This window comes from uncultured Cohaesibacter sp. (genome assembly GCF_963556055.3).
GTDB lineage: Bacteria > Pseudomonadota > Alphaproteobacteria > Rhizobiales > Cohaesibacteraceae > Cohaesibacter.
Window position 1 is genome coordinate 317,294 of sequence record NZ_CAUVYE020000013.1, and the last position, 23,084, is coordinate 340,377.

Sequence of the window (23,084 nt, forward strand, 5' to 3'; positions counted from 1 at the left end):
TCACTTATCTACTAGCGCCAAAAACACAGACAGGGCGACAGCTTTTTCTCAGATTGTGCCGGTTCGCTTCAAAAAATGCACCGAAATCAGAGCATTCCGACCTTCAAGGCATAAAAATCAACGCGATAGCATGGAGCGAGCCATCGGTTTCTGAAGCGGAAAGAAAGACCTTGCCAGCCCAGACATTGCCCCCATGCCACCATTCGGCAAAAAAAACGGGCGCTGCGAGTATCGGAAGGATTGACCCGCAACGCCCTATATGACGAGCAACATATATGCGACCGACTGTTACGCTATTCCTCGTCATCCTCTAGAGTCATGCCAATCAGGTCGAAGTCTTCAAAGCTGATATCGACTTTGAAATCACCGCTTGGATTCGGACAACGGATCCTGACAGACGAAATGGTTGCGTCATAGATCCAACCCGTTTCGGCTTCTGCCCATTTTTTGCGATCAAGATACTGCTGAATGCGCTCGCCATCGATTGCCACCCAGAAGGCCCCTTTCTTCTCGTTGATGACATCGATCACAATATCCCTGATTGGAGAGACGTAAGTCCCCACCTTGTTAAAGCTCAAAGTAACCGTGTCACCGGCTTTGAGATTGATGGTTGTCTTCAGATAATCCCCGTTCTTGAACCGGTTTGATACACCGTCATCTTCATAGAGCGTAAAGGAATTGTCCGCACAAGGAGCCACAAGCAAATGCAAATGCTCCATCTGTTCCTTGGCCAGCGAGAAGAGCCCGTAAGTGGTCGGCACAATGGCATTCTCACGCAAGAACATCGGAATGGAATTCATGTCCACATCCATCTCGATGACCTGCCCGCCCGCATGTCGCACATGGGTTCCCCATTCATACCAGTCGCAACCGGCTGGAAGATAGACACGGTGTCGCTTGATGCCCTTCTCGACCACATTGGCCACCATGACCTCTGGACCGAACATGAACTGGAAGCTTTCATTGTCGAGCGCCGGATCATCCTGGAATTCATAAACCAGAGGCCGCATGACAGGCGCCCCCGTTTCATGGGCTTCACGGATGAGCGAATAGAGATAGGGCGACAGCGAATAGCGCAGCTTGATAGCTTCGCGGATCGTGCCCGTATATTGCTCATACATCCAAGGCTCGGTAACGGTGTTGTTGGTGTTGCAGGAATGGATCGAGAAACGCGGCATGAAAATGCCGTTCTGAACCCAGCGCACCAGCAACTCGGCCTCTGGCGATGGCCCCTGGAAACCGCCGACATCGGCCCCATGGTTGGCAACACCTGAAAGCCCCATGCCAAGGATCATCGTGATGTTGTATTTGAAGGTCTTCCATGTTGAGGGATTGTCGCCCGCCCATGTCTGGGCATAGCGCTGGATGCCCGGACCACCGGACCGCACAATCACATACGGCCGCTCATCCGGACTGGTCTCGGCAATCGCGACATGGGACATGCGCGACATCAGATTTGGCAGGATTGCCTTGACCTCACCAACAGGGCGGGCATCCCCATCCCCGTCGCACAAGGTCATATGATCGCCCAGATCATATTCGCAATTGTCATTCCAGATCGAGGAGGTGCCATGGCAGGACAGATTCTCGACAATCATCTTCTTCCAGAAGTCGCGTCCCTTTGGATTGGTGAAGTCCATGAAAGACCCCGGTCCGCCCCACCAGCGATCGATATAGGTTCCGGTCCCGTCTGCGGTCTTGATAAAGGCGTCGGCAGCATCGAAATCCTTGTAATAGGGATGCGTGCAAAGGATCCCCGGCTTGATGTTGGGCGACACCATCACCCCGCGCTCTTTCATACGGGTAAAGAAGCCTTGCGGGTCAGGGAAGCGAGTTTTGTTCCAGGTGAAGAAATAGCGCAAGCCATCTGGCCCCACCGTATAGCCCGATGAGAGCTGGAACCCGTCAACCGGAATACCTTCCTCGTTATTCTTGTCGATGAAGCCGAGAATCTCGTCGTCGCATTTTTCAGGCAGCTCACTGTAATACATCGTCGAGCCGAGATAGCCGATCGAGTAGCGCGGCGGCATAACCGTTTTGCCGGTCAGGTCCGTATAACGTTCCACGACCTTGGCAATCTCGGGGCCATTAATGAAAAACAGATCGACATCCCCCTTGTCAGCAACCCAATAGCTGTAGTGATGCCAATAGTTGGAATGCTCGCCCCCCATATCGAATTCAGAGGGCCATAGGTTGTGATAGAACAGCCCCACTGCATGGCGGCTCCCGCCCTTCATCTTGATATAGAAGGGAATATGTTTGTAGAGGCAATTTTGCAGTTCCGCGTCATAGCCAAGGGCATCCTTGGGAGCCATGCGCACGCGTTTATAATGCTTATCGAGGTCTCCCGATGCTTCCCCAAAGCCGTAATAGCGATCATCAAGCTCGCGCTCCACATAATGATAGACGCGACCGAGATGGTCCTGGCTATAAGACTTTTCCTTCAGATCCTTGTGCAGCAAGGTCCCCTCGGCGTCATATATCTCAAGGCCAAACGGGTCCTTGGTGATCGACAGCTTCAGGCTCGCGGTCTCAAAGACCACGCGCTTTGTTGTTTCCTTGACCGAAGGCACCACGGGGGTGACACGGTTACGCTCCTCCCCGAACAATTCATCAAGATGATCGTCCCATGCGGTCATTGTCAACACATAGGATGCTTCCTTGAAAGCACCGTCAAAACTCGCCCGAATGCGAAGAATATCATCGCTCAGAAAAACAAGGCGAATGTCGGGGCCGTCGGTCTTTAGCACCACCAAACCATCGGCTTGAGTGAAATCCAGCAGTTTTCTTGCAATTTTCATGTCTGGCTCCCCAGTAATTGTGCGCAGAAGAGGCCCGCGCAGCACCAACAACCGCGCGTCAGCCCATTTCGGTAAGGAGTTGGCTCTAGATGAGCCCGAGCATTCTTGGCAGACCGGTTGAAATTGCCGGAATGTAGGTAACCATCATCAGTGCCGCGATGAGGACCAGGAAGAAAGGCAACAACGGTTTGAAAACCTGTTCAATCGTCACCTCCCCGACACTGCAACCGACGAACAGCACGGCACCAACCGGTGGCGTCATGTTGCCGATCCCCAGGTTGAAGATCATCATCAGTCCGAAGTGAACCGGGTCCATGCCCAGATCCTTCGCAATCGGCAGGAAAATAGGCGTGAAGATCAGCACCGCCGGGGTCAGATCCATGAAAGTTCCAACCAGCAGCAGGCAGACATTCATGATCATGAAGATCAAAACCGGGCTGTCAAACTGCATCAGATATTCGGCAATCACGTCGGGAATGCTGGTAATCGCCATCACGTAGGACATGATGCCGGATGCCGCGATCAGGAACAGGATCGAAGCGCTCATGACGGCCGTGGTACGCAGCACTTCCAGATAATTGCGCCAGGTCGCCATGCGATAGACCAGAGACAACAGGAAAGAATATAGCGCTGCCACCGCGGCACCTTCTGTTGCCGTGAAAACACCCGCGACAATCCCCCCGATAACGACAACAACCATCAGCAGGCTTGGCATCGCATCAAGCACGATATGCAAGGCTTGTTTGCAGTCGGGTGTTGGAGCGATGGGATAGTTTTTTCTGCTGGCAATTATGAAGGCCACGACCATGATAGAGACACCCATCAGGATGCCCGGCCCGTAGCCACCAATGAAGAGAGCCGAAACCGAAGTCCCACCGGAAACCAGCGAAAACAGGATCAATGGCCCGCTGGGCGGAATGAGAATGCCGCAAGGAGCGCTGGCGATATTGACCGCAGCAGAAAAGGCCGGATCATAGCCTTCCTTTTTCTGCAAAGGGGCCATGGTGCCACCAACCGCAGCCGCAGCCGCAATGCCTGAACCGGAGATCGAGCCAAACAGCATGTTTGCGATCACGTTGGTATGCGCCAGTGAACCGGGCAACTTGCCCGATATCAGCTTTGACAGATTGACCAGCCGGATTGCGATGCCGCCCTTGTTCATCAGGTTGCCCGACAGAATGAAGAAGGGAATTGCCAGAAGCGTGAAACTGTCCATGCCGGCAAACATCTTCTGTGTCGCGACAAAATAGGCGGTATCAGCTGGCAGGAAGAACAGGGCAGTCAGAATGGAGGAAACCGCGATGCCAACAGAGATGGGAACGCCCGTGATCAGGAATGCAAAGAAGAAGCCGAACAGACAGATGGCCGCAAAAAGGGCTTCGTCCATAAATGAAAAGATGATATCCATGTCAAAGATTCCAATTACTTACAAGGGCTGAAGTCGGTCATTTCTCATCATCCGGCATCGCCGTTACCGGCTCTTCGGAAGATGTCAATTCGAGGATCGTGTTGAGGCCCTGAAGCAAGAAAATCAGCACGGCGGTGATTGGCAGAATGTAATAGACCTGTCCCATTGGAAGGCGAAGAATGGGGGAGAACTGCTGCATCGAACTTTCAACGGCCCGCATTCCACCCATGAACAGGATGAAAAAGGCAAAGAACAGCACCACCAGGTCATTGAACAGGACGAGCGCTTTGCGCTTTTTGCCCTTCAGCATCGCGGGCACTATGCCGAGCGACAGATGCTGCTTGATACCGAATGCATAGGCTGCCCCGAGCAATCCCATCCATATCATCGAAAAGCGCAGAAGTTCTTCAGTGAACAAGGCAGGCGTTTTCAGAACATAGCGGGTAAAGACCTGCCAGATAGCGAGCGCCACCAGCATGACCAGCATGGCAGATGTGATGCTGGCGAGCGCGACCTCGACGAATGATTTGATTTTTCTGAGCATGTGAACTCCCTCCCTGACGGATGAATGAACTTGCCAGACGCATCATTTGTCTCTCAATCCGATTCAGCCGCATTGTTTGCGGCGGCTCACCCTGCTTTGAGCATGATGTCAACGAGCCGCCACAGATCCTTGATGACAGACTTATTTAACCGCTAGAATTTCGGTAACCAGCTCATTGATAGCCGGGTCTTTGCGGTATTCGTCATAAAGTGGTTTTACGGCTTCGCGGAAAGGTGCTTTTTCCGGATAGGAAATTTGGACATGCAGCTTGTTCTGCGCTTCGTCGATGGCAGTTTTGACAGCAGCTTCCCAGAGACCGCGATGGAATTTGGTTGCATTGCGAGCAGCTTCCTTCACGATTGCCTGCTGCTCTGGTGTCAGTTTATCCATTGCCTTGTTGGAAATCACCAGAAAATCCGGAATACGGCCATGTTCGTCAAAGGAATAATATTTGACGACTTCGCCGTGACGACCAAGGGTAAGAGCGGTCGGGTTGTTTTCCGCACCATCAATCACACCCTGCTGAAGCGCGGTGTAGATTTCGCCATAAGCAAGAGGAGTTGGGGTGCCGCCCATCAGTTCGACCATGCGGATCGAAGTGTGGGAGTTCATGACGCGGATTTTTTCGCCTTTGAGATCTTCAGGTTTGTTGATTGGTCTGTCTTTGGTGTAGAAGCTTCTGGCGCCACCGTCAAAGAAAGTCAGGCCAACAAAACCGCTATCCTTGGATGCTGCATAGATTTTGTCAGCAATTGGACCTTCCATCACTTTGTAGAAGGTATCTTCGCTATCAAACAGATAGGGCAGCGTAAATGCTTGAAAAATCGAGTCGAAATTTTCAAGCGACGAAGCGCCAACGCGCGTCATGTCCACGGCACCATTCTGCAACTGTTCCAGAACCTCACGTTCTGAACCCAGCACGCCATTCAGGAAAAGCTTGATTTTGACGTCGCCGTTGGTTTTCTGTTCAACCTCATCAACAAAATGCTGCAAAGCCTGACTGGTTGGATGATCTTCTGCCAGATTGTGTGCGAGTTTCATGCGAGTGGCAGCATTGACATTGCCTGCGGTGACCATCATGGCGACAGCGGCAATTCCCATCATCAGCTTGTTCAATTTTCCTCTCCTTAAATTTTTATCAAATCCTGCGAACTGATTCTCGCAGAACAGAGGTGTCTTGCCCAGCAAATCACCCCTTCTCTCTCCCAAAACCCATCAAAAACTAAACGTTTCGAAATGAGCTTGCAGAAAGAGTAACAAATTTTCCCGAAAAGGCAATATGCTCTATTTGCGATTTTCGTCGCATTTTTCGATTTTTTTGAGCTAATCATGCGTATTTTAGCCTATTTTCAAAAAACAGCCCCATCTTAAACAAATTATCAGTTGCACAATCTTCGGTCTTTCTTTATGAATAATCTAAACGTTTAGATTTTTGGAACATGCATTATGCTATGCTTGGCATGCTCAAAAAATCACAGGAGAATTCCATGGCAACAATGCATGATGTTGCAAAAAAGGCAGGTGTATCCATTGCAACGGTTTCAGCCGTTATAAATGGCGGCGTCAATGTGAGTGAAAAACTCACCAAGCGCGTACAGGATGCCATTCGAGACGTCGGCTACAGGCCGAATATCGTCGCGCGCTCCCTTAAAACCGGCGGAACAAAAACCCTGGTCTGCATTGTCCCCGGCATCATCAACCCCATCTATGCCGAAATTGCCCAGGCCATCGAAGTCTTCGCCAATGCCAAAGGATATGCAGTCTTCCTCTGCAACGCCCAGGAAGAATGCAAGCTGCAACGCAAATATCTCCACCTCGCCCGATCCATGCAGGTCGCTGGCGGCATCATTATTCCCGCAGCCGAGCAAGATGTGAATGTCGAACAGCTCGAAATGGATCTTGGCGCACCGTTGGTCGTCGTTGACCGCGCCCCGCTCGAGACCACTGTGGACTCGGTCGTGGTAGACAATTTTCAGGCCGCCGAGCGGGCTGTCTCGCTCCTGATCAATCTCGGTCACCGCCGCATTGGAGCCGTGGCATCCTATCCGCTCAGCACGACATCGCTTCAGCGCATCGCTGGCTACGAGGCTGCCATGGACAAGGCTGGCCTGTCGACAGAAGGGCTTGTTCGCCAGAATTGCTCCAATGTCGATCGCGCCAAGTCCGCTGTTTACGATCTGATGAGATCGGACAATCGTCCCACTGCTTTGTTCGCCACCTACGAACATGCCGGTATGGGAGTGGTACAGGGCCTGAACAGTCTGGGCCTCAGCTACCCCAAAGATGTCTCCTTCATAACTTTTGACGGTAACGCCTGGGCTGATGCCTTGCACCCCAGCATTACCCGAATTCGCCAACCGACTGAAAATATGGGACGGGAAGCTGTCCGTCTGGTGCTGGAGCGCATCGAATCCAAAACCGAACTTTCTGTTAGACGCCTCGTCTTGGAAACAGAGTTTATCCTGAAGGATTCCTGCGCTGCCTATATAGCTGGAAAAGAGGCAGACCCGTCCTGAAAAACCAGCAAATCGCTGGCTAAGGGAGAAAAAAGAATGAGCAAGAAGGTCGCAATTTACTGGCCGGGAGAATATGTGTCCGCCCCCAATGAACTGGCGCGTCCACAAGTGGAGGAATCGACGCGCCAGATGGAAAAGGCGCTCACTTGTCTGGGGCTGTCGCCCTATCGCGTAGAAGGCTTCATTGACCGCCCCCACAAGGGCATAGAAAAGCTCGGTCCGATCGACGACCCCATGATTGGCATTCATTGCCACTGGGTCTGGGGCTCTCACGTTGTCGATGGCGTCGCAGGCAAGGACACCCCCCTACTTCTGGCCAGCAACTTCAAGCGTCAGTGGCCCGGCCTCGTAGGCATGCTCAATACTTGCGCCTGCTTTGAATCCATCAACCGACCCTATAGCCGCATCTGGACCGATGCGCCCGATTGGTCTGAAGACGCAACCTTCATGGAACGGCTCGAAGAATGGACGACCACAGGCCGCATTCGCTATTCATCCGATGACTTGAGTTCGAGCGCAGCGATCAGCCCTGACGCTCTTGCCAACGCCAGAAAGGTTGCTGCCGACATTCGCAAGCGCCGCATCATGATGATGATGCTTGGCGACACGTCTCAAGGCATGATCAATGGCTATTTCGGCACGCGCATCCTGACTAAATACGGATTTACCGAACACAAGATCGATCAGGCCTGGGTGATCGAATGGGGCCGGGAAATCAAGGAAGAGCGGATCGACGCGGCTCTGCAATTCCTGCTCGACAAGGGAATTACATTTCACTGGGGAGAGGAAGACCTTGATTGTTCCGATTTCCACCAGAGAGCAAACCCGTGAACAGTTGAGAGATTATCTCGCCGTTCTCGACATGATCGACGAGTTCAAGGCCGATTGCATGGGCTGGCAATTCCAGATTGGTCTATTGGGCCTGCGCCCCGCTTCCGATCTGGCCGAAGGGCTGTTCAACTCCCAATGTCGGCCTGAAGGAAATGGCGACACGATCGTCTGCGCTACTGAAGCGGATCAGGGCAATGTGATCCCCGCCGAATTGCTCAAGCGCCTGCTGAAGCAGAAAGGTCTCAATCCTTCGGTCTTCATGCATGATACCCGCTGGGCCGGAGACCATGAAGGTCGCACCATCTGGATGCTCTGCAATTCGGGAAACAGTGGCGCTTATGCCTTCAACCAGAATCCGGACAGCCTGGAAGGCGTCCATTCCTATCGTCAGGTCAGGCGCAAATTCAAGCTTGGTGGCGGCACATTTGCTGGCCTCGGACTTCCCGGCGACATCACATGGGCCCGCACCTTCTTGCGCGACAACGAACTCTGGATGGATATCGGACGCGGCGAGATCGTCGATCTGCCGGAAGAAAAGCGCAATGAATGGTGGAATGGGGCCACCCCTCAATGGCCATTCCTGCCGACCTATCTCGGCGTCGAACGCGATACCATGATGGCACATTACATGAGCAACCATATTGCCCTTTGCTATGGTGATGTGTTCGAGGAGATGGTCGCACTCAGTCAGGAACTCGGCTTCAAGATCCGTATTTTCGGCCAGCAATCAAAAGGGGGGACCAATGACTAAGCGCAATCCACTTGGCACCCACATTCAGGTCTGGACGGCAAGTCTCGCCCCCGAGGATATCAGCAAAGCCGCAGAAAAAGCCTGTATCTGTGGTTATGATTTCCTGGAACTGCCGGTCAGAGATCCCCATAGCCTCAATGTCGACGGCATTGCCAAAGCCCTGCAAGACAATGGCATGTTTTGCTGCACGCCTTTCCTGCATACCCCGGAAACGGATATCGGCAGCGAAGACAAAGCCCTCGTCGCCAAGGGTGAAGCCCTGATGTATGACGCCCTTTCCGTCGCCCGTGACTTGGGCTCCCATCATATAACCGGGCCATCGCACACCGTTCTTGCCAAACATCAGACCATGCGCACGGATCTGGGCAGAAGAAATGCGATAGACGTTCTGCAACGGGTCGCCGAACGTGCAAAGAGCATGGACATATCCATCAATTTTGAATGCCTCAATCGCTATGAAAGCAACTTCAGCAACACCTGTTCAGAGGCCCTTTCCATGATCGACGCAATCGGCTCTGACAATTGCCGCGTCCATCTGGATACATTCCATATGAATATAGAAGAGCCGGACCCGGCCGGAGCGATCCTGAAAGCAGGCAATCGTCTTGGCTATTTCCACGTCGCGGACAATTATCGCGGTTATCTGGGCACAGGGACCATCGACTTCAAGGCTTTGTTCCGGGCGCTCGCAGATATCGACTATCAAGGCCCGATCGCTTTGGAAGTCTTCTCTTCGGCAATCACCGATCCCGTTCACTCAGCAAAGCTAGCAATCTGGCGCGACACATGGTCCGATAGCATCGACATGGCCAGCCACGCCATGACATTCATTAAGGATCAGATGGCAACTGCCAGTCGTCGGGTCCACTGACCAAAACCCATTGGCATCAACTCATCCACCGCCTTGCATCAGGGCGGTGGATTCGTTGTTAGGCAGCAAGCCCGCTCCTCGACACCCATTTCCGAACCAAATCGGCCCGGTCATCAGAACAGGGCGACGGATCCACATGCGACAAACTGTCCAGATTTGGAGTTTGGGAAAATTGTGTCATCCGAACCAGAATTTCGAAGTTCCCCCTCGCCAAACGACCCGCCCGTCGCACCCAGACACATTGATCCCCGCTATTCCCTGACCAGACAAATTGACCAACCAAAATAATGAGTTGTCGTGGATTTCCCGAAAAGGATCAGGCATCTCAAAACGAAATGCGATCAGATTTCTTGCCGATTTTCCTTCGAATCCGAAGCATATATGAGCAGTTGCGCGACCTGCAAATCCAGCCTCTTCAGTTCACGATTTTCGCAATCTGCGTATAATTCATCGGTGGATAGAAAAACCGGAATTGCCATATATCAATTTATATTTTCATACTTACGAATATACAAAAGCATTAAGACAAAGATCCAAAACTTTCCATCGGAACGGACCGTCCTGATCTGGACTTGCTGACGGAAGTTGACCCGGAAATCGAGATTTCCGGGAACGGGATAACTGTGCCTTTGCTTGAGTTCCGGGAGGGGATTTGACCGCAAGGGCTCGAAAAGAGAGGGGCGTTTGCATGAGTAAAACCTACTCAGAGATCAAACTTTTCATCACACTCCTTGTCGTTTGGCTGCTTTTGAATGGCTCCATCGCACCCCAGCCAATCATTGTTGGCGTGGTCGTTGCCGGGCTGCTCACCATCTTGCTAAGAGATCCCCGCAAACCTTCAAAGATGTCCCTGTTGTCAGGCTATCGCTTTTGCCCAGCATCAATACTGGCAACGATCATCTTTTTTCTGGTTTTCCTCAAAGCACTGGTCAAAGCCAATCTGCAAATGGCCGCCTTGGTGTTGTCGCCAAAACTGCCGGTCAAGCCTGCCATCGTGCGCATTCAGACCAGACTGACCAACCCGGTCGCGCGCCTCATTCTGGCCAATTCCATTACTCTGACCCCGGGCACCCTTACTGTCGAGATGGACGGCCAATGGCTCTACATCCACTGGGTGGTGGCTGAGACAACAGATCTGGAAAGCGCCAGCCGAGAAATCGCAAGCGATTTCGAAAAATATCTGGAGGTCATGTATGGTTGAGGTACTCGCCATTCTGGCAGGCACAGCCACAGCGATTGCGCTGCTTCTTGCCTTCTACCGCTTTGTCGTTGGGCCCCATCTGGTCGATCAGGTTGTTGCCTTTGATGTCCTGACGATTATCGCTGTCACGGCTATCGTTCTTGCGGCGCTCGCCACCGGCCGGGAAATCTATCTCGACGTGGCGTTGGTTTATGCCCTGCTATCCTTCCTCGGTGTCATCGTTGCGGCCCGCTATCTCGAAGGGGGTGAGAAATGACCGATCTTCTTCCCCTTATCGGCGGCCTGATCATTTTCCTCGGAACGCTTTTCCTTCTGCTTGGAGGCCTCGGTCTCTTTCGCATGCCCGATAGCTATACCCGCATTCAGGCCGGAACGAAGGCCACCACGCTAGGCACTTTGCTTACCCTTCTCGGGGCAGCAATCGTCATGCCCGGCTGGTTCATCAAGCTCCTGCTGATCGTCGTCTTCATCATGTTCACAAACCCGCTATCCAGCCACTTTCTTGCGCGTGCGGCACATCGGGCCAAACTCAAGCCCGAAGCGTACAGCGACCATTTGGCTGATCATCTGGCTGCCTCGTTAACCTCGGAAGAAGGAGAAAAGGCATGACAATCCTGCTTCTCCCCATGGGGATTATTCTCTCGCTCGCAATGATCGCAAGCGCCGCTATGGCCATCATGACAAACCGTCGTTCGACCGCCATTCTCGCAGCCGGTCTGATCGGGTTGTTGGCATCCGTCCTCTTCCTGCTCCTCTCCGCGCCGGACGTCGCCATGACAGAAGCCGCGATTGGCTCGGGCCTCACGACTTTCCTCTTTTTCTTCGTGTTGGGCCGAATTCGCAAGGAGGACCAGTCATGAATGCACGCCATGTTATCGTCATCCTGCTGCTGGCCTTGCTTGGAACAGCCTTTGTAACCCTGTTCTCCGATTTCCAGCCTGCCGACACCCTGAACCGCACCGCCCAATATTATGCGGACAATACGGTTTCCGATACCGGTGCACAGAATATCGTCACGGCGATCATCGTCACCTATCGCGGTTCTGGACACCTTAGGAGAGGTCACCGTTCTATTTCTGACAGCGGCTATCGTCAGCCTTGTTTTGAGACGCTCGCACGCCAGCAGGGAGAATAAGGAACAGCCAACAGGTGAGCTGCTAACGACTGGAGCCCGGCTGCTGATCCCACTGATCCTGCTATTCGGGGCCTATGTCTTCATCAATGGTCACCTGACCCCCGGCGGTGGTTTTCAGGGCGGTGCCATTCTCGCCTCTGGCGTTATTCTGTTGTTACTCGCCGATCCGGGCAAACGTCTTAGCCACAGCCTGTTGTCCCGCATAGAAAGCAGCTCCGGCCTTCTTTATGTGGCGATTGGGGTGGCTGGTGCCCTGCTTGCCGGAGGTTTCCTGGACAACCGCATTCTTCCCTTGGGTCAAATGGGAGATCTGCTGTCTGCCGGAGCCATCCCGCTGATCTACACGCTGATCGGGCTGAAAGTGGGAGCTGAATTCTCCTCCATGCTCGAAAGCTTCAAGGAAACGGAGGACGTGTCATGACCCAGCTCGCCATGGCAACCGGTTTCATTCTCATCCTGATGGGCCCTCTATGGAGCGCTCACCAATCGCGACATTTTCCGCATGATCATTTCCTTCGCGATTGCTGATACGGGCGTCAACATAGTGCTCGTCTCGGTGGGAGCAATGACCGGCAGGACCGCCCCCATTCTTGACACGATTGCTCCCGCTGAGGCCGCAGCAAGGATCATAGATCCCGTACCGCAAGCCCTCGTGCTCACGGCAATCGTCATTGGCCTCGGCATCACAGCCTTGATGCTGGCCTATGCCTACAGGCTTTTCCAATTGCGCAACACGCTCGATATTTCTCACTTCAGGGATCTCAAATGGTAATCGCGCTTTACATAATCGTAGCAGGCCTTGGAGGCGCGTTTGCCCTTGGTCTTGTGAAAGAAAATCGGGTTCAAACGGCCTACTCGCTCACCCTTGCCTTCATCGCCGTGATGGCATTGATCGCACTGGGCTGGACCTATCTGTTCGCAACAGGATCTGCCGAGCCGTTTGACATTCTGACAGCAGGCACCAAGCCGCCCTTTGCCATCAATCTGCATCTTGGGCTGAATGAAGCAGTCATTCTGTCTCTGATCACGGTAGCAGGATTGCTCTCTGCCATCGTCATGCGCGATGTGCTGCTCGAGCATGGTCATCGTGCCATGGCTGTCTATCTGGTCCTCATCATGGCCCTGTCCGGTCTGGTGATGACACGGGATATCTTCAACCTGTTCGTTTTCATCGAACTCATTGTGATCGCCTCTGCCGGTCTCATTCTGCTATCCGATGACAACCGCACAATCGCAGCCGGTTTCAAATATCTGGTCGTCTCGCAGATCATTTCAATCCTGCTGCTCATAGGCATCATCTTTGTCTATCACGCTAACGGTTTCTCTCAATATCGACGACATCGCCGCAACGCCATTGGGATTTGCTGGCCCAGCCCTTGCGACCTTCCTTGTGCTGGCTGCGCTGATATTGGAGCTCAAACCTTATCCTGCCAATGGCTGGGCGCTGGACATCTACGAGGCAGCGCACCCTGGCTTTGCCGCCCTTTTCTCGGCAGCTTCCAGCACGGCGGTGTTATTTGCAGCCGACAAGCTGTTTATCGCAGCCGGGGCCACAATGGCTTGTTCTGGCAACCTGCGTCGGGATCATCACCTTCCTTGCCGCCAACATCGTTGCCCTCTCCCAACAAGGTGACAGACGCCTTCTGGGCTATTCCTCTGTTGGACAGATTGGCTTGATTCTCGCAGTCATCGGGCAGCGCGATATTTTGGGAGAAAATTATCAGCTTGTTGCAGGCGGATTGATCCTCACCCATGCAACGGCCAAGGCTGGCCTCTTCTGGCTATCACAACTGGTACAAGGCAGACGGCTGGTTGACTGGGCGTCTCTGCGCTCAAGTCCCATCGCACTGCTGGCTTTTGCCACCTTCATTGCCATGCTGGTCGGGCTTCCCCCCCTTCCCGTCTTTCTATGCGAAGTGGGATCTGGCTCATGCTCTTGTTGCAGCGAACCGCTTGCCGCTTCTGGCCCTGATCCTCATCGGGACGCTGATCGAAGCAGGCTACATGTTCCGCTGGTTCGGTTATGGCCTCAAGCGTGACACAGAGCATGTATTCTCCATGATCAAGCCAACGTCATATGCGATCCTTGCAGCGCTCATTCTGGGCTGGGTTCTGGGATATATGTGGGGATGGCTGAGTGGTCACACCAACCTGCTCACCCTTATCCCGGTACTCTTTGCGCTTGTTTTCATTCCGCTCGATTATCTTGCCGCACGCACCAAGAACATCATCGCAATTGCTGGTCTCATCGCCTGGTTTGCCTTGCGTTCTTCCAGCTATGACCCGATCCAGATGATTTTTGCTGGCGTCATGTTGGTCGGTGGAGCGGTCATTCTTCTGGCCTCTTTCAACGAAACAGGTCGCCGCATGGGCTTCTATCCATCGGCCATGCTGATGTATGCGGGGTTGGCCCTGTTGGTCGAAGCACCAACGAGCTTTGACTTCTTTGCCGCCTGGGAGATCCTGACCATCGGATCCTATTTCCTTATTCTCAGGGGGAAAATTATCAGAGCCCCATGCGCTCAGTTATATCCTCTTCTCTCTTGGCGGAGCCTTTACCATCCTGTTTGGCTTCGCGTTGGCATCCGGCGGAGTTCAGCCTTTCACCATCGAAGGCCTGTCGACGCTCTCCGCCGAGCTTGCACCATGGGTGTTCGTTCTTCTCGCCATCGGCTTCATGACCAAGACCGCCTCGATGGGCTTCCATATCTGGTTGCCCGGCGCTCATGCCGAAGCTGAGACGGATGTTTCACCCATGGTGTCCGGCATTCTTCTCAAGGCTGGACTGTTCGGTCTCTGGATGATGCTCAACCAGCTGGGCCGCCAAACACTCTACGGTTTCGACTTGCCAACCGTACTTGTCTGGATCGGAGCCTTGTCAGCCTTTGTGGGAGCCGTGCTGTCAGCCTTTCAGGAAGATGCAAAAAGGCTGTTGGCCTACTCGTCTATCAGCCAGATGGGCTATGCCCTGTTCGGCCTTGGCTTGATGAACCATCTCGGTTGGCTTCTGGCCCTGATGTTCGTCATCAACCATTATTTCTACAAATCGATGCTCTTCCTGGCTGTTGGTGGTGTCTATAAACGCACCCACACCAAGCTGATGTATAGAATGGGTTGGCCTGATCACGCTCATGCCCTTCTCCTTCATCTCGGTTCTGGTGGGCATCATCGCCATGTCCGGCGTACCGCCCCTGTCCGGCTTTGGCGGACGTTGGCTCTTCTATAATGCCATTCTTGATCAGGATCTGAAACTTCCCCTGATCCTTGTCTTCATGGCCGGCCCGGTGAGTTTTCTCTATCTCTTCCGGCTCATTCACACCATTTTCCTTGGCCAGCGCAAGGATGAGCATAAAGAACTCAAGGAAGCCCCCTTCTGGATCCTGTTACCGCAGATGCTCTTCGTTGCCTTCCTAGTCGGCTTTGCCATTCTTCCCGGCATGGCCTTGCAGAAAGTGGATGGCTATATCGGCACGATCTTCGGCGACCAGCCACTGGTCTGGCATGGGCGGGAAATCATCTCAGCCTATGGCAACTGGAATCCGGTCGTCATCATTCTGGTCATCATAGCGATTTTCGTAACCGTATTCCTCATTCTTCTCGGTCTCAATCACAATGCCCAGAAGGTAAAGCAATTCAACATCGTCTTCTCGGGCGAACGGCCATTCAAACCCAACACGACCCACTTTGCCTGGAACTTCTTTGCCCCTTATCGCAAGGCGATGGGCATGATCGAAGCCCCCCTCGCAACAAGCTTCTGGACAGGCATCACCGATGCTCTTTCCGGTACCGCTGACTTTGCTCGCAAGGCTTACACAGGCAATGGCCAGACCTACGCCGTGCAGGGTCCTGTTCTTCGTCGTTGCTGTCTATCTTATCGCCATGGGAGGTGCGTCATGAGCTTTCAATGGATCCAGATCACCTATGCGCTTTTGACCCTGTTCATCGTGATCAACTACGGCATGATCATGACTGCGCTGGTGCGCAAGATCGCCGCCCGCGCAGGCGGTAGACATGGCATTCCGATCTGGCAGAATTATATCGATCTGTTCAAGAATTTCGCGCTGCGCTCCAAGATCAATCATGGTGTGATGTTCTATCTCGGCCCGGTTTTCCGACTAACCGGCGGCATCGGGGCTGCTGCTCTTTGTGCCAACCATTTATGGTTCCGAATGGTTTCAGAATTTTTCCTATTCCGGAGATCTGATCCTCGCTCTCTATTTCGTTTTCTTCGGAACGCTGGGGATGGCACTCGGGGCTGGTGAGTCAGGTCATCCTCACTCTGCCATTGGCGTCTCGAGAGGCCTCTCGCAGGTCACCATGGCCGAATTGCCCCTGGCGCTCGCGGTCTATGCCATCACCTTGCAATATAACAGCCTGGACATCACGACGATTGTCACCGCCCAGCAAGGCTCGATCCTGAACTGGACCCTCTTTACCAACCCCATCGCAACATTTGCGGCCATGTTCGCCTATGTCGGCACTATGATGCGATCCCCGTTTGATGTGGTGCTGGCACCGCAGGAAATCCCCATTGGACCGCCAACCGAATATCACTCGGCCTATCTGTCGCTGATGCTGACCAACCGGGCCGTCTTCCCGGTCGCCAAAGCGGTCATCTATATGAACCTCTTCTTCGGCGGAGCGTCCAACTGGTTCGAATTCGGGATCAAGATCTTCGCCCTCTACATGATCCCGACCATCATCGGAGTGGTACATCCACGCTTCCGCGTTGAACAATCCATTCGCTTTTTCCTCAAATGGGGACTGCCGGTCGGCATCCTCGCAATCCTGATGGTGTAAATGATGAAACATGTCGATCCCAACTTTGTCAAAAACGCCGACAAGGAATTCCCCTTGCGTGAGGAAATGCGCCCGCGCACGGTAGAAACGCCCGATGGCCAGACCATCGAGATTGACCCGCTCAATGACTATTTCTGCGACGCGGCCCCAAAGGTCCACCGCAAATCCTACTCAAAAATCGTCGAGGCCTTCTACAATTGGGCTCGGGCCGAAAGCCTTTGGGTTCTCGGTTTCGGCACGGGGTGCGGGGCAATTGAAATGCGCCCTCTGATGACCCCGCGCTTTGACGCCTACCGCTATGGTATCCAGTGGCGCCCAACCCCGAGGCAGGCAAATCTGCTGATCGTGTCCGGCTATCTCTCGGTCAAGACTTTAAAGCGAGTGATCCGCTCCTACGAGCAGATGCAAAGCCCCAAATATGTCATGGGCCTTGGTTCCTGCACCATCAATGGTGGCATGTATTGGGACAGCTACAACACCATCAAACGTCTTGATGACTATCTGCCCGTTGATGTCTACATCACCGGCTGCATGCCGCGTCCTGAAGCCCTTCTCTCCGGATTTGATACGCTGAAACAGATCATCAAGGCCGGAAAAGGGGAAGGTGCCAATATCTACGCCGAGAATTTTGCCCAGTACAAGGCCAACCAGAAGGCCGTCATCAAGGACTGGGACATGCCGGATTACTCATGGTGAGCAATATGAAAAAACTGATCACCCGCCTCCAGACCCGTTATGAGCTGACCGATCTCGTCTATCAGCGGCCTGACCTCACATTGGCAACCATCCGCAAGGATAAACTGCGTTCGCTTCTCATCGAGCTGCGCGATGTGGAAGCCTTCACCCATCTGACCCTGCTCACCGCGGTTGACTGGATGGAAGAGGATTTGTTCCAGCTCACCTACATGATGACCAACCGCAGCGCCAATCAGACATTGGCCGTTCGGGTCATGCTTGATCGCAGAAACCCGGTTGGAGACACGATCCATGATCTCTGGCCCACGGCAGAAACCTATCAGCGGGAATTGAAGGAAATGTTCGGCATCGATTTCCCCAGCTCGCCCCGCGTCGATGAGGAATTCATCCTTGAAGGCTGGACCGATCTGCCCCCTTACCGGCGCGATTTCGATAGCCTTGCCTATTCCCAGCAGACCTATAGGGATCGCCCGGGCCGTCAGACCCACGACCCGCGCGAGCATATGAAAAAGCATCTCTATCCAGACACCGAGCCGGGAGGGACCGAATAATGCTCAGCTATCAGACAGACCGTTCCCAATATCCCGCCACCGGACCAGACGGCAAGCTCGAAATAGACCTGGAATCAGGCAAATATCTCAAGCTCTGGCAGGGTCCGAACCACCCCGGCATCACCGGCAACATGTCGGTGGAGTTGACCGTCTGCGGCGACGAGGTTGTCGAAGGCAAAACCCATGTGGGCTATCTGCATCGCGGCTTCGAAAAACTGATGGAGCGACGCTCCTTCATTCAGGTTTTCCCAATCGTCTGCCGGGTTTGCGTGCCCGAACCCGACTTCAATGAATATTGCTATGCCGCCGCTGTCGAAGAGCTCTCCGGCATTGAAGTGCCAGAGATGGCAAACTGGATCAGAACCCTTATCCTCGAGATGGGGCGGTTCAACTCCTACATGATGTATATGGGCGGGCAATCGGGCTCCATGGGCCTTGGCATCGTGGGTCAGTGGATGACCTATGTCCGCGACCTGATGCTGGACCGCTTCGAAGAGCTGACCGGAGCACGCGTCTATCACATGTTCATCATGCCCGGCGGCGTTCGTGGTCATCTGCCCGAAGGTTTTGAAGATCGCATGGAAGGCGTCCTCAAAACCGCCGAGCGCTATCTCGATGATGTCGAGAAGGTGATGTTCCGCAATGCCGTTTTCAAACGTCGCACGAAGGGGACGGGCTATATCGACCCCGCCCTGTTCGAAGCCTATGGCGTCACCGGACCCAATGCACGAGCGGGCGGCGTTGCCAAGGACGTGCGCAAAGATTCGCCTTACCTCGTCTATGACCAACTGGACTTTGACATTCCGACCGCAACGGACAGCGACATTTACGCCCGTGCCGACGTTCGCTACCGCGACTTGAGAGAAACAATTGGCCTCATCCGTCAGATTCTTCAGAAGATGCCCAAAGACGGCCCCGTCATGGCCAAACTGCCCAACGTGATGCATTGGAAGATCCCGCGCGGAGAAACCTACATCAAGGGCGAAAGTTCACGTGGTGAATTTGGCTATTATCTGGTCACGGATGGTTCGGGTTATCCGCGCCGGATCAATGTGCGTGGCCCTTCCTATACCCATGCCATGGCCCTGCTGGAGCATCTGATTCCGGGCACCAACATCTCCGATGTCGCTGGACTGCTCGTCTCGCTACACACCTATCCGCCGGAAATCGAGAGGTAATCCCATGTCTCTTCGTGACGTTTTTTCTCCCTATACCGCATGGAAACATGTGTTCGAGCCGCCGGTAACCATCAAGGATCCGATTGGCAGGGAAGCCTCTGATATTTACCGTGGCTTCCACCAGAATGATCAGGACACCTGCATCGGCTGCGGTTCCTGTGAAGTCATCTGCCAGAATGCTGCCATCGATATGGTACCGGTTACCGACCCCAAAAAAGGCGATTCAGGCCTGCGTCCCGTGATCGACTATGGCCGCTGTTGCTGGTGTGCGCTGTGCGTCGATGTCTGCATGACCGGCTCACTGACCATGTCCAATGAATATACCTGGGTTGAAAGCGATGCTGACGCTTTCCGCTTCATTCCCGGCATTGATGCCAAATCCTGGGATGACAAGGAAAAGGGCTACAAACGCGAAAATAACGAGCGCCGACTGGCTGCCACCGAACGCGTTGATATGCGCATGATGTCGGTGGAGGAACGCGGCGACAATTTTGAAGAAATGGTCTTTGGCTATTCCCGCGAGGAAGCGGTGCTCGAGGCCGACCGCTGTGTCGAATGCGGTCTTTGCGTCTCGACATGCCCGGTTCACATGTCCATCCCGGACTATATAGCGGCGGTGCGCGAGGGTGACTATGATCAGGGTCTTCAACTGCTTTATGAAACCAACCCCTTCTCGGAGGTCTGCGGCCGCGTCTGCACGCACAAATGCGAAGACATATGTGCCGCTGCTCATGGTGGAGATGCCATCGCCATTCGCTGGCTCAAGCGCCACATCATTGACGAGGTGCCAATGGAGCGCCGGCTTGAGCTCATCAAAAAACCGGACCTACCTGTAACGGGAAAATCCATCGCCGTCATCGGTGCCGGTCCCGGTGGCTTGACAGCAGCCTATGATCTTGCCCGATCCGGTCACAAGGTGGTGGTTTTTGAAGCCTTGGACGCTCCCGGTGGCATGATGCGCTATGGCATCCCTGAATATCGCCTGCCTTATGATGCCCTCGACCGGGATATCTCGGTCATTCAGCAAATGGGCGTCGAGATCCGCACCAATACGCGCATTGGCACAGACATCTCAATGGATGATCTGCACAGCCAACATGACGCTGTGGTCATGTCGGTGGGTCTACATATTTCCCGTTCGACCCGCATTCCGGGTTGCGAGGCCCCTGGAGCGGAAAATGCCATCGAACTTTTGCGCCGCTTTACCAATGGCGAGGATATTCCTGTCCCGGAAAAAGTCGTCGTGATCGGTGCGGGCAACGTCGCCATGGATATCGCGCGAACAATGGGCCGCTTGCAGAAAAAGAAATATGGCAAAGTGGGCACCACCATTTGCGCCCGCAAGGATATTTCCATGTTCCGCGCCGACAAGGAAGAAATCGAGGAATCGCTTGAAGAAGGCATCGAGATCATCGAGCTACGCGCACCACAGGAAATGATGCTACACGAGGAAGGCGACAAGAAAGGCTGCGTCAGTTGCCTCAGAACATGGAAAGTCGTGCCCGGATGGGATGAAAAGGGACGCTTTGCCCCCGGATACGAGCAGGACGATGTCAAAATCCCGGCCGACATGATCGTCGAGGCCACGGGCCAGCAGGCTGATGTGTCCTTGCTTGGAGAGACCCTGACAGAAGCCCTCGAATGGAACCGCGGCTATCTTCAAACTGACAGCATGGGCCGCACTGCACTGCCGTGGCTCTGGGCAGGTGGTGATGCGATCAAGGGTCCTGATGTGGTCAATGCCGTCGCCGACGGCCACCGCATTGCACAGAGCATCAACCACTATCTCGGTGAAAAAGGAGGAACGCAATGAGCGAAGCTGACAAGGAAGCCCTGCATGGCATGACAACCGTCAAGGAAATTCTCGACACAGCGACCAAGTTTGAAATTGCTGCCAGAGACTTCTACACCGCACTCATTCCCAATGTATCGAAAAATTTCCGCTGGCTCGTTGAGGAATTGGCAGAAGAAGAACAGGGTCACGTTGATCTCTTCTCCACACTGGCGAACGATCCCAATGTGATCGGGGCGATGGAAGAAAAGATCGCCTGCCCGACGGCAAACACCAAATTCTCCGAATGTGTGCAAACACCAGATCTGGGTTTGAACCCGGATGATCAGGCGGTCTTGCAATATGCCCTGTTCCGGGAAACGGCTGCCATGGAGCAATATACCGAACTGGCGGCAACCGCTCCGGAAGGACCGCTTAAAACGACCTTCACATTCCTTGCCAACGAAGAGACCGAGCACAAGGAAGAGCTAGAGAAGGTTTATGACGAGCTGGTTCATTCGACGGACGAATAATCGTTCTGTCGGAATGACACAGCGGACAGGTCCCCGGCGGTCATAGCTTGATCTTGCCTGCAATTTGTTCTTCAGAAAGACGAGTGATTTTCATTGCTCGTCTTCATGAAGCGAGCGAGATCTGGCTGGAACTGGGCGGGAAAGGTTTTTAAGGCCGGATCACTTCGCAAACGGCCAACGCTTGCCCGCTTTCATCCTAGAGCAGAGAAACCTCGATGATATCTCCGGGTTTTATCTGGGTGACTTCTTCAGCTGGAAGCACGACCAATTCGCGACCTTGGCGTCTCTGAATGGACAATATGCCGTCCTTTCCAGATTTCTTGCCAGTATTGGAAGCCTGAAGGCCGACCTCATTCTCCTTTTGAAGAAGGGCAACCCTCGATTTTGCTGTTTCCAGGCTCATCTGCGCATCCAGAATATTCTGCTCTGTTTCCACAAGATCTCCCGCAAGAGAGCTGAAATAAGTCAGGTCATGCTCGTTGGCCAAACGCTGGGCTTCGGCAAGATTGCTTTGAGTTGCATAGAAGTTTGCCGTTGCTTCCTTCGCTTTCCGCCTCGTTTCAATCAAGGCCTGCTTGTCGCGTCTCCGCCCTTCAGCAGCCTCTCGGGAGACATCAAAATACTTTGGCAGATATTTCTTGTTCCAGTCATTATAGGCTTCAACGGCGGCGGCTTCTTCCTCACTGACATTTTTTATGAGCTCTCGCACTGTCCGCACCTGTGCCGCAGCAAGATCAATCTTGGCCTTGTCCAGTGCAACACGCCGCTTCCAAAGATCGAAAGACTGTTTGTAAACGCCAATCTGCTTCTGAAAAAGATCTTGAGCCTTGCTTGCTCCCAAAAGCTCCACAAGCTCGGATGGCATGTCGATCGTGTCCTTTTCATCGATCGCCGCCTGCAATCGTGCCTTGCGTGACAAAAGAGACGCCAATCTCAGTTTGGCCGCATCCACATTCTGCTCGGCTTCCATGATCGGCAACTTGGAAGAGACATCGCGCCCAACCTTCAAATAACCTGAAGCAAGCGCCAGAAGCTGAGACACGGTCATGTTGGGAATATAGCGATAGGCGCCGGGTTTGTTGACGTCTCCCTTGATGAACACCGGCGGACGCGATGCATATCCTACACGGACGACGAGCTTGATGTCATTGAGCTTCAGGCTCTCGTCTTCAAGTTGATCCGCAATTGTGCCAAGTGACTTTTCCAGCACATTGAAATTACCCAGAATAGGCAGATTGATCATGCCCGAACCGGAAACCGTATATTTTCCCGAAAGGTCATTGCGTTTATAAAGCATCGTTTGGGTGGTATCAGCAGAATGATCAAGAAATGTGATTTCCAGCTCATCCCCCACCATGACAGGGAAATCCTGCATGGTTACGGGAAGAGAGGGCGTCGCCTCAACTGCCTGACCACCAAGGATAACCAAGGCCAGACATAGCGCTGCGAGAAACGCAATTGCCGACCGGAAACGCACTGAAATACTCATGAACTCTA

At 53.5% G+C, this 23,084-nt stretch carries 26 protein-coding genes; 21 read left to right on the plus strand and 5 right to left on the minus strand.

From position 1 onward, the window contains the following. Positions 1–293: 293 nt before the first annotated feature. From ACHZB8_RS10150 to ACHZB8_RS10165, 4 genes are all read right to left on the minus strand, one after another. Positions 294–2,801 carry a glycoside hydrolase family 31 protein gene (locus ACHZB8_RS10150; protein WP_316860145.1) on the minus strand — a complete coding sequence of 836 codons (2,508 nt, stop codon included), beginning with the start codon at positions 2,799–2,801 and terminating at the stop codon, positions 294–296. A gap of 85 nt (positions 2,802–2,886) precedes the next feature. Further along, a complete protein-coding gene (locus ACHZB8_RS10155; RefSeq protein ID WP_316860146.1) occupies positions 2,887–4,209 on the minus strand; it encodes a TRAP transporter large permease in 1,323 nt (440 codons plus the stop codon). Positions 4,210–4,246: 37 nt separating this feature from the next. Continuing rightward, positions 4,247–4,753: a TRAP transporter small permease gene (locus ACHZB8_RS10160; RefSeq protein ID WP_316860147.1), complete on the minus strand. Its 507-nt coding sequence runs from the start codon at positions 4,751–4,753 to the stop codon at positions 4,247–4,249. Positions 4,754–4,894: 141 nt separating this feature from the next. Next, positions 4,895–5,869 (minus strand): TRAP transporter substrate-binding protein, encoded by a 975-nt coding sequence (locus tag ACHZB8_RS10165; protein ID WP_316860148.1) that lies wholly within the window; start codon positions 5,867–5,869, stop codon positions 4,895–4,897. 371 nt (positions 5,870–6,240) lie between these two features. Here ACHZB8_RS10165 and ACHZB8_RS10170 point away from each other — a divergent pair, with 371 nt between their 5' ends. The 21 genes from ACHZB8_RS10170 (at position 6,241) to ACHZB8_RS10270 (ending at position 21,587) form a co-directional block, all read left to right on the plus strand. Then, positions 6,241–7,269, plus strand: a complete 1,029-nt coding sequence (locus tag ACHZB8_RS10170) for a LacI family DNA-binding transcriptional regulator (RefSeq protein ID WP_316860149.1) — start codon at positions 6,241–6,243, stop codon at positions 7,267–7,269. 36 nt (positions 7,270–7,305) lie between these two features. Then, a complete protein-coding gene (locus tag ACHZB8_RS10175; protein ID WP_316860150.1) occupies positions 7,306–8,100 on the plus strand; it encodes a hypothetical protein in 795 nt (264 codons plus the stop codon). Then, positions 8,063–8,851 (plus strand): hypothetical protein, encoded by a 789-nt coding sequence (locus tag ACHZB8_RS10180; RefSeq protein WP_316860151.1) that lies wholly within the window; start codon positions 8,063–8,065, stop codon positions 8,849–8,851. Before ACHZB8_RS10175 ends, ACHZB8_RS10180 begins: the two co-directional genes overlap by 38 nt. After that, positions 8,844–9,722 carry a sugar phosphate isomerase/epimerase gene (locus tag ACHZB8_RS10185; RefSeq protein ID WP_316860152.1) on the plus strand — a complete coding sequence of 293 codons (879 nt, stop codon included), beginning with the start codon at positions 8,844–8,846 and terminating at the stop codon, positions 9,720–9,722. The genes ACHZB8_RS10180 and ACHZB8_RS10185 overlap by 8 nt, the downstream gene beginning before the upstream one ends. Positions 9,723–10,410: 688 nt before the next feature. After that, positions 10,411–10,923: a Na+/H+ antiporter subunit E gene (locus tag ACHZB8_RS10190; protein ID WP_316860153.1), complete on the plus strand. Its 513-nt coding sequence runs from the start codon at positions 10,411–10,413 to the stop codon at positions 10,921–10,923. Further along, complete coding sequence (locus ACHZB8_RS10195) at positions 10,916–11,179, plus strand: monovalent cation/H+ antiporter complex subunit F (RefSeq protein WP_316860154.1); 264 nt, start codon at positions 10,916–10,918, stop codon at positions 11,177–11,179. Before ACHZB8_RS10190 ends, ACHZB8_RS10195 begins: the two co-directional genes overlap by 8 nt. After that, positions 11,176–11,532 carry a monovalent cation/H(+) antiporter subunit G gene (gene mnhG, locus ACHZB8_RS10200; protein WP_316860155.1) on the plus strand — a complete coding sequence of 119 codons (357 nt, stop codon included), beginning with the start codon at positions 11,176–11,178 and terminating at the stop codon, positions 11,530–11,532. The genes ACHZB8_RS10195 and mnhG overlap by 4 nt, the downstream gene beginning before the upstream one ends. Beyond that, entirely contained in the window at positions 11,529–11,783 is a 255-nt protein-coding gene (locus ACHZB8_RS10205; RefSeq protein WP_316860156.1) for a DUF4040 domain-containing protein, read from the plus strand. The genes mnhG and ACHZB8_RS10205 overlap by 4 nt, the downstream gene beginning before the upstream one ends. Beyond that, on the plus strand, positions 11,780–12,058 hold the full coding sequence (locus tag ACHZB8_RS10210) for a hypothetical protein (RefSeq protein WP_316860157.1): 279 nt from the start codon (positions 11,780–11,782) through the stop codon (positions 12,056–12,058). The genes ACHZB8_RS10205 and ACHZB8_RS10210 overlap by 4 nt, the downstream gene beginning before the upstream one ends. After that, a complete protein-coding gene (locus tag ACHZB8_RS10215; RefSeq protein WP_316860158.1) occupies positions 12,027–12,479 on the plus strand; it encodes an MnhB domain-containing protein in 453 nt (150 codons plus the stop codon). Before ACHZB8_RS10210 ends, ACHZB8_RS10215 begins: the two co-directional genes overlap by 32 nt. A gap of 81 nt (positions 12,480–12,560) precedes the next feature. Then, positions 12,561–12,830 carry an NADH-quinone oxidoreductase subunit K gene (locus ACHZB8_RS10220; RefSeq protein WP_316860159.1) on the plus strand — a complete coding sequence of 90 codons (270 nt, stop codon included), beginning with the start codon at positions 12,561–12,563 and terminating at the stop codon, positions 12,828–12,830. Then, complete coding sequence (locus tag ACHZB8_RS10225; RefSeq protein WP_316860160.1) at positions 12,824–13,735, plus strand: proton-conducting transporter membrane subunit; 912 nt, start codon at positions 12,824–12,826, stop codon at positions 13,733–13,735. The genes ACHZB8_RS10220 and ACHZB8_RS10225 overlap by 7 nt, the downstream gene beginning before the upstream one ends. Next, positions 13,666–14,097 (plus strand): proton-conducting transporter membrane subunit, encoded by a 432-nt coding sequence (locus tag ACHZB8_RS10230; RefSeq protein ID WP_394706184.1) that lies wholly within the window; start codon positions 13,666–13,668, stop codon positions 14,095–14,097. Before ACHZB8_RS10225 ends, ACHZB8_RS10230 begins: the two co-directional genes overlap by 70 nt. Before the next feature lie 539 nt (positions 14,098–14,636). Beyond that, positions 14,637–15,284 carry a proton-conducting transporter membrane subunit gene (locus ACHZB8_RS10235; protein ID WP_316860161.1) on the plus strand — a complete coding sequence of 216 codons (648 nt, stop codon included), beginning with the start codon at positions 14,637–14,639 and terminating at the stop codon, positions 15,282–15,284. Continuing rightward, the gene (locus ACHZB8_RS10240; protein ID WP_316860162.1) at positions 15,190–16,320 is read left to right on the plus strand and encodes a hypothetical protein; all 1,131 of its coding nucleotides are present in this window, start codon (positions 15,190–15,192) and stop codon (positions 16,318–16,320) included. The genes ACHZB8_RS10235 and ACHZB8_RS10240 overlap by 95 nt, the downstream gene beginning before the upstream one ends. Continuing rightward, entirely contained in the window at positions 16,205–16,858 is a 654-nt protein-coding gene (locus tag ACHZB8_RS10245) for an NADH-quinone oxidoreductase subunit H (protein ID WP_316860163.1), read from the plus strand. Before ACHZB8_RS10240 ends, ACHZB8_RS10245 begins: the two co-directional genes overlap by 116 nt. Further along, a complete protein-coding gene (locus ACHZB8_RS10250) occupies positions 16,859–17,554 on the plus strand; it encodes an NADH-quinone oxidoreductase subunit NuoB (RefSeq protein WP_316860164.1) in 696 nt (231 codons plus the stop codon). 5 nt (positions 17,555–17,559) lie between these two features. Then, complete coding sequence (locus ACHZB8_RS10255; RefSeq protein WP_316860165.1) at positions 17,560–18,105, plus strand: NADH-quinone oxidoreductase subunit C; 546 nt, start codon at positions 17,560–17,562, stop codon at positions 18,103–18,105. Continuing rightward, positions 18,105–19,283: a hypothetical protein gene (locus ACHZB8_RS10260; RefSeq protein ID WP_316860166.1), complete on the plus strand. Its 1,179-nt coding sequence runs from the start codon at positions 18,105–18,107 to the stop codon at positions 19,281–19,283. Before ACHZB8_RS10255 ends, ACHZB8_RS10260 begins: the two co-directional genes overlap by 1 nt. 4 nt (positions 19,284–19,287) lie before the next feature. Next, the gene (locus ACHZB8_RS10265) at positions 19,288–21,096 is read left to right on the plus strand and encodes an FAD-dependent oxidoreductase (RefSeq protein ID WP_316860167.1); all 1,809 of its coding nucleotides are present in this window, start codon (positions 19,288–19,290) and stop codon (positions 21,094–21,096) included. Further along, a complete protein-coding gene (locus ACHZB8_RS10270) occupies positions 21,093–21,587 on the plus strand; it encodes a ferritin family protein (protein ID WP_316860168.1) in 495 nt (164 codons plus the stop codon). Before ACHZB8_RS10265 ends, ACHZB8_RS10270 begins: the two co-directional genes overlap by 4 nt. A 196-nt stretch (positions 21,588–21,783) precedes the next feature. On the opposite strand, the gene ACHZB8_RS10275 is transcribed toward ACHZB8_RS10270, so the two are convergent. Then, complete coding sequence (locus ACHZB8_RS10275; RefSeq protein WP_316860169.1) at positions 21,784–23,076, minus strand: polysaccharide biosynthesis/export family protein; 1,293 nt, start codon at positions 23,074–23,076, stop codon at positions 21,784–21,786. Between the last annotated feature and the right edge of the window lie 8 nt (positions 23,077–23,084).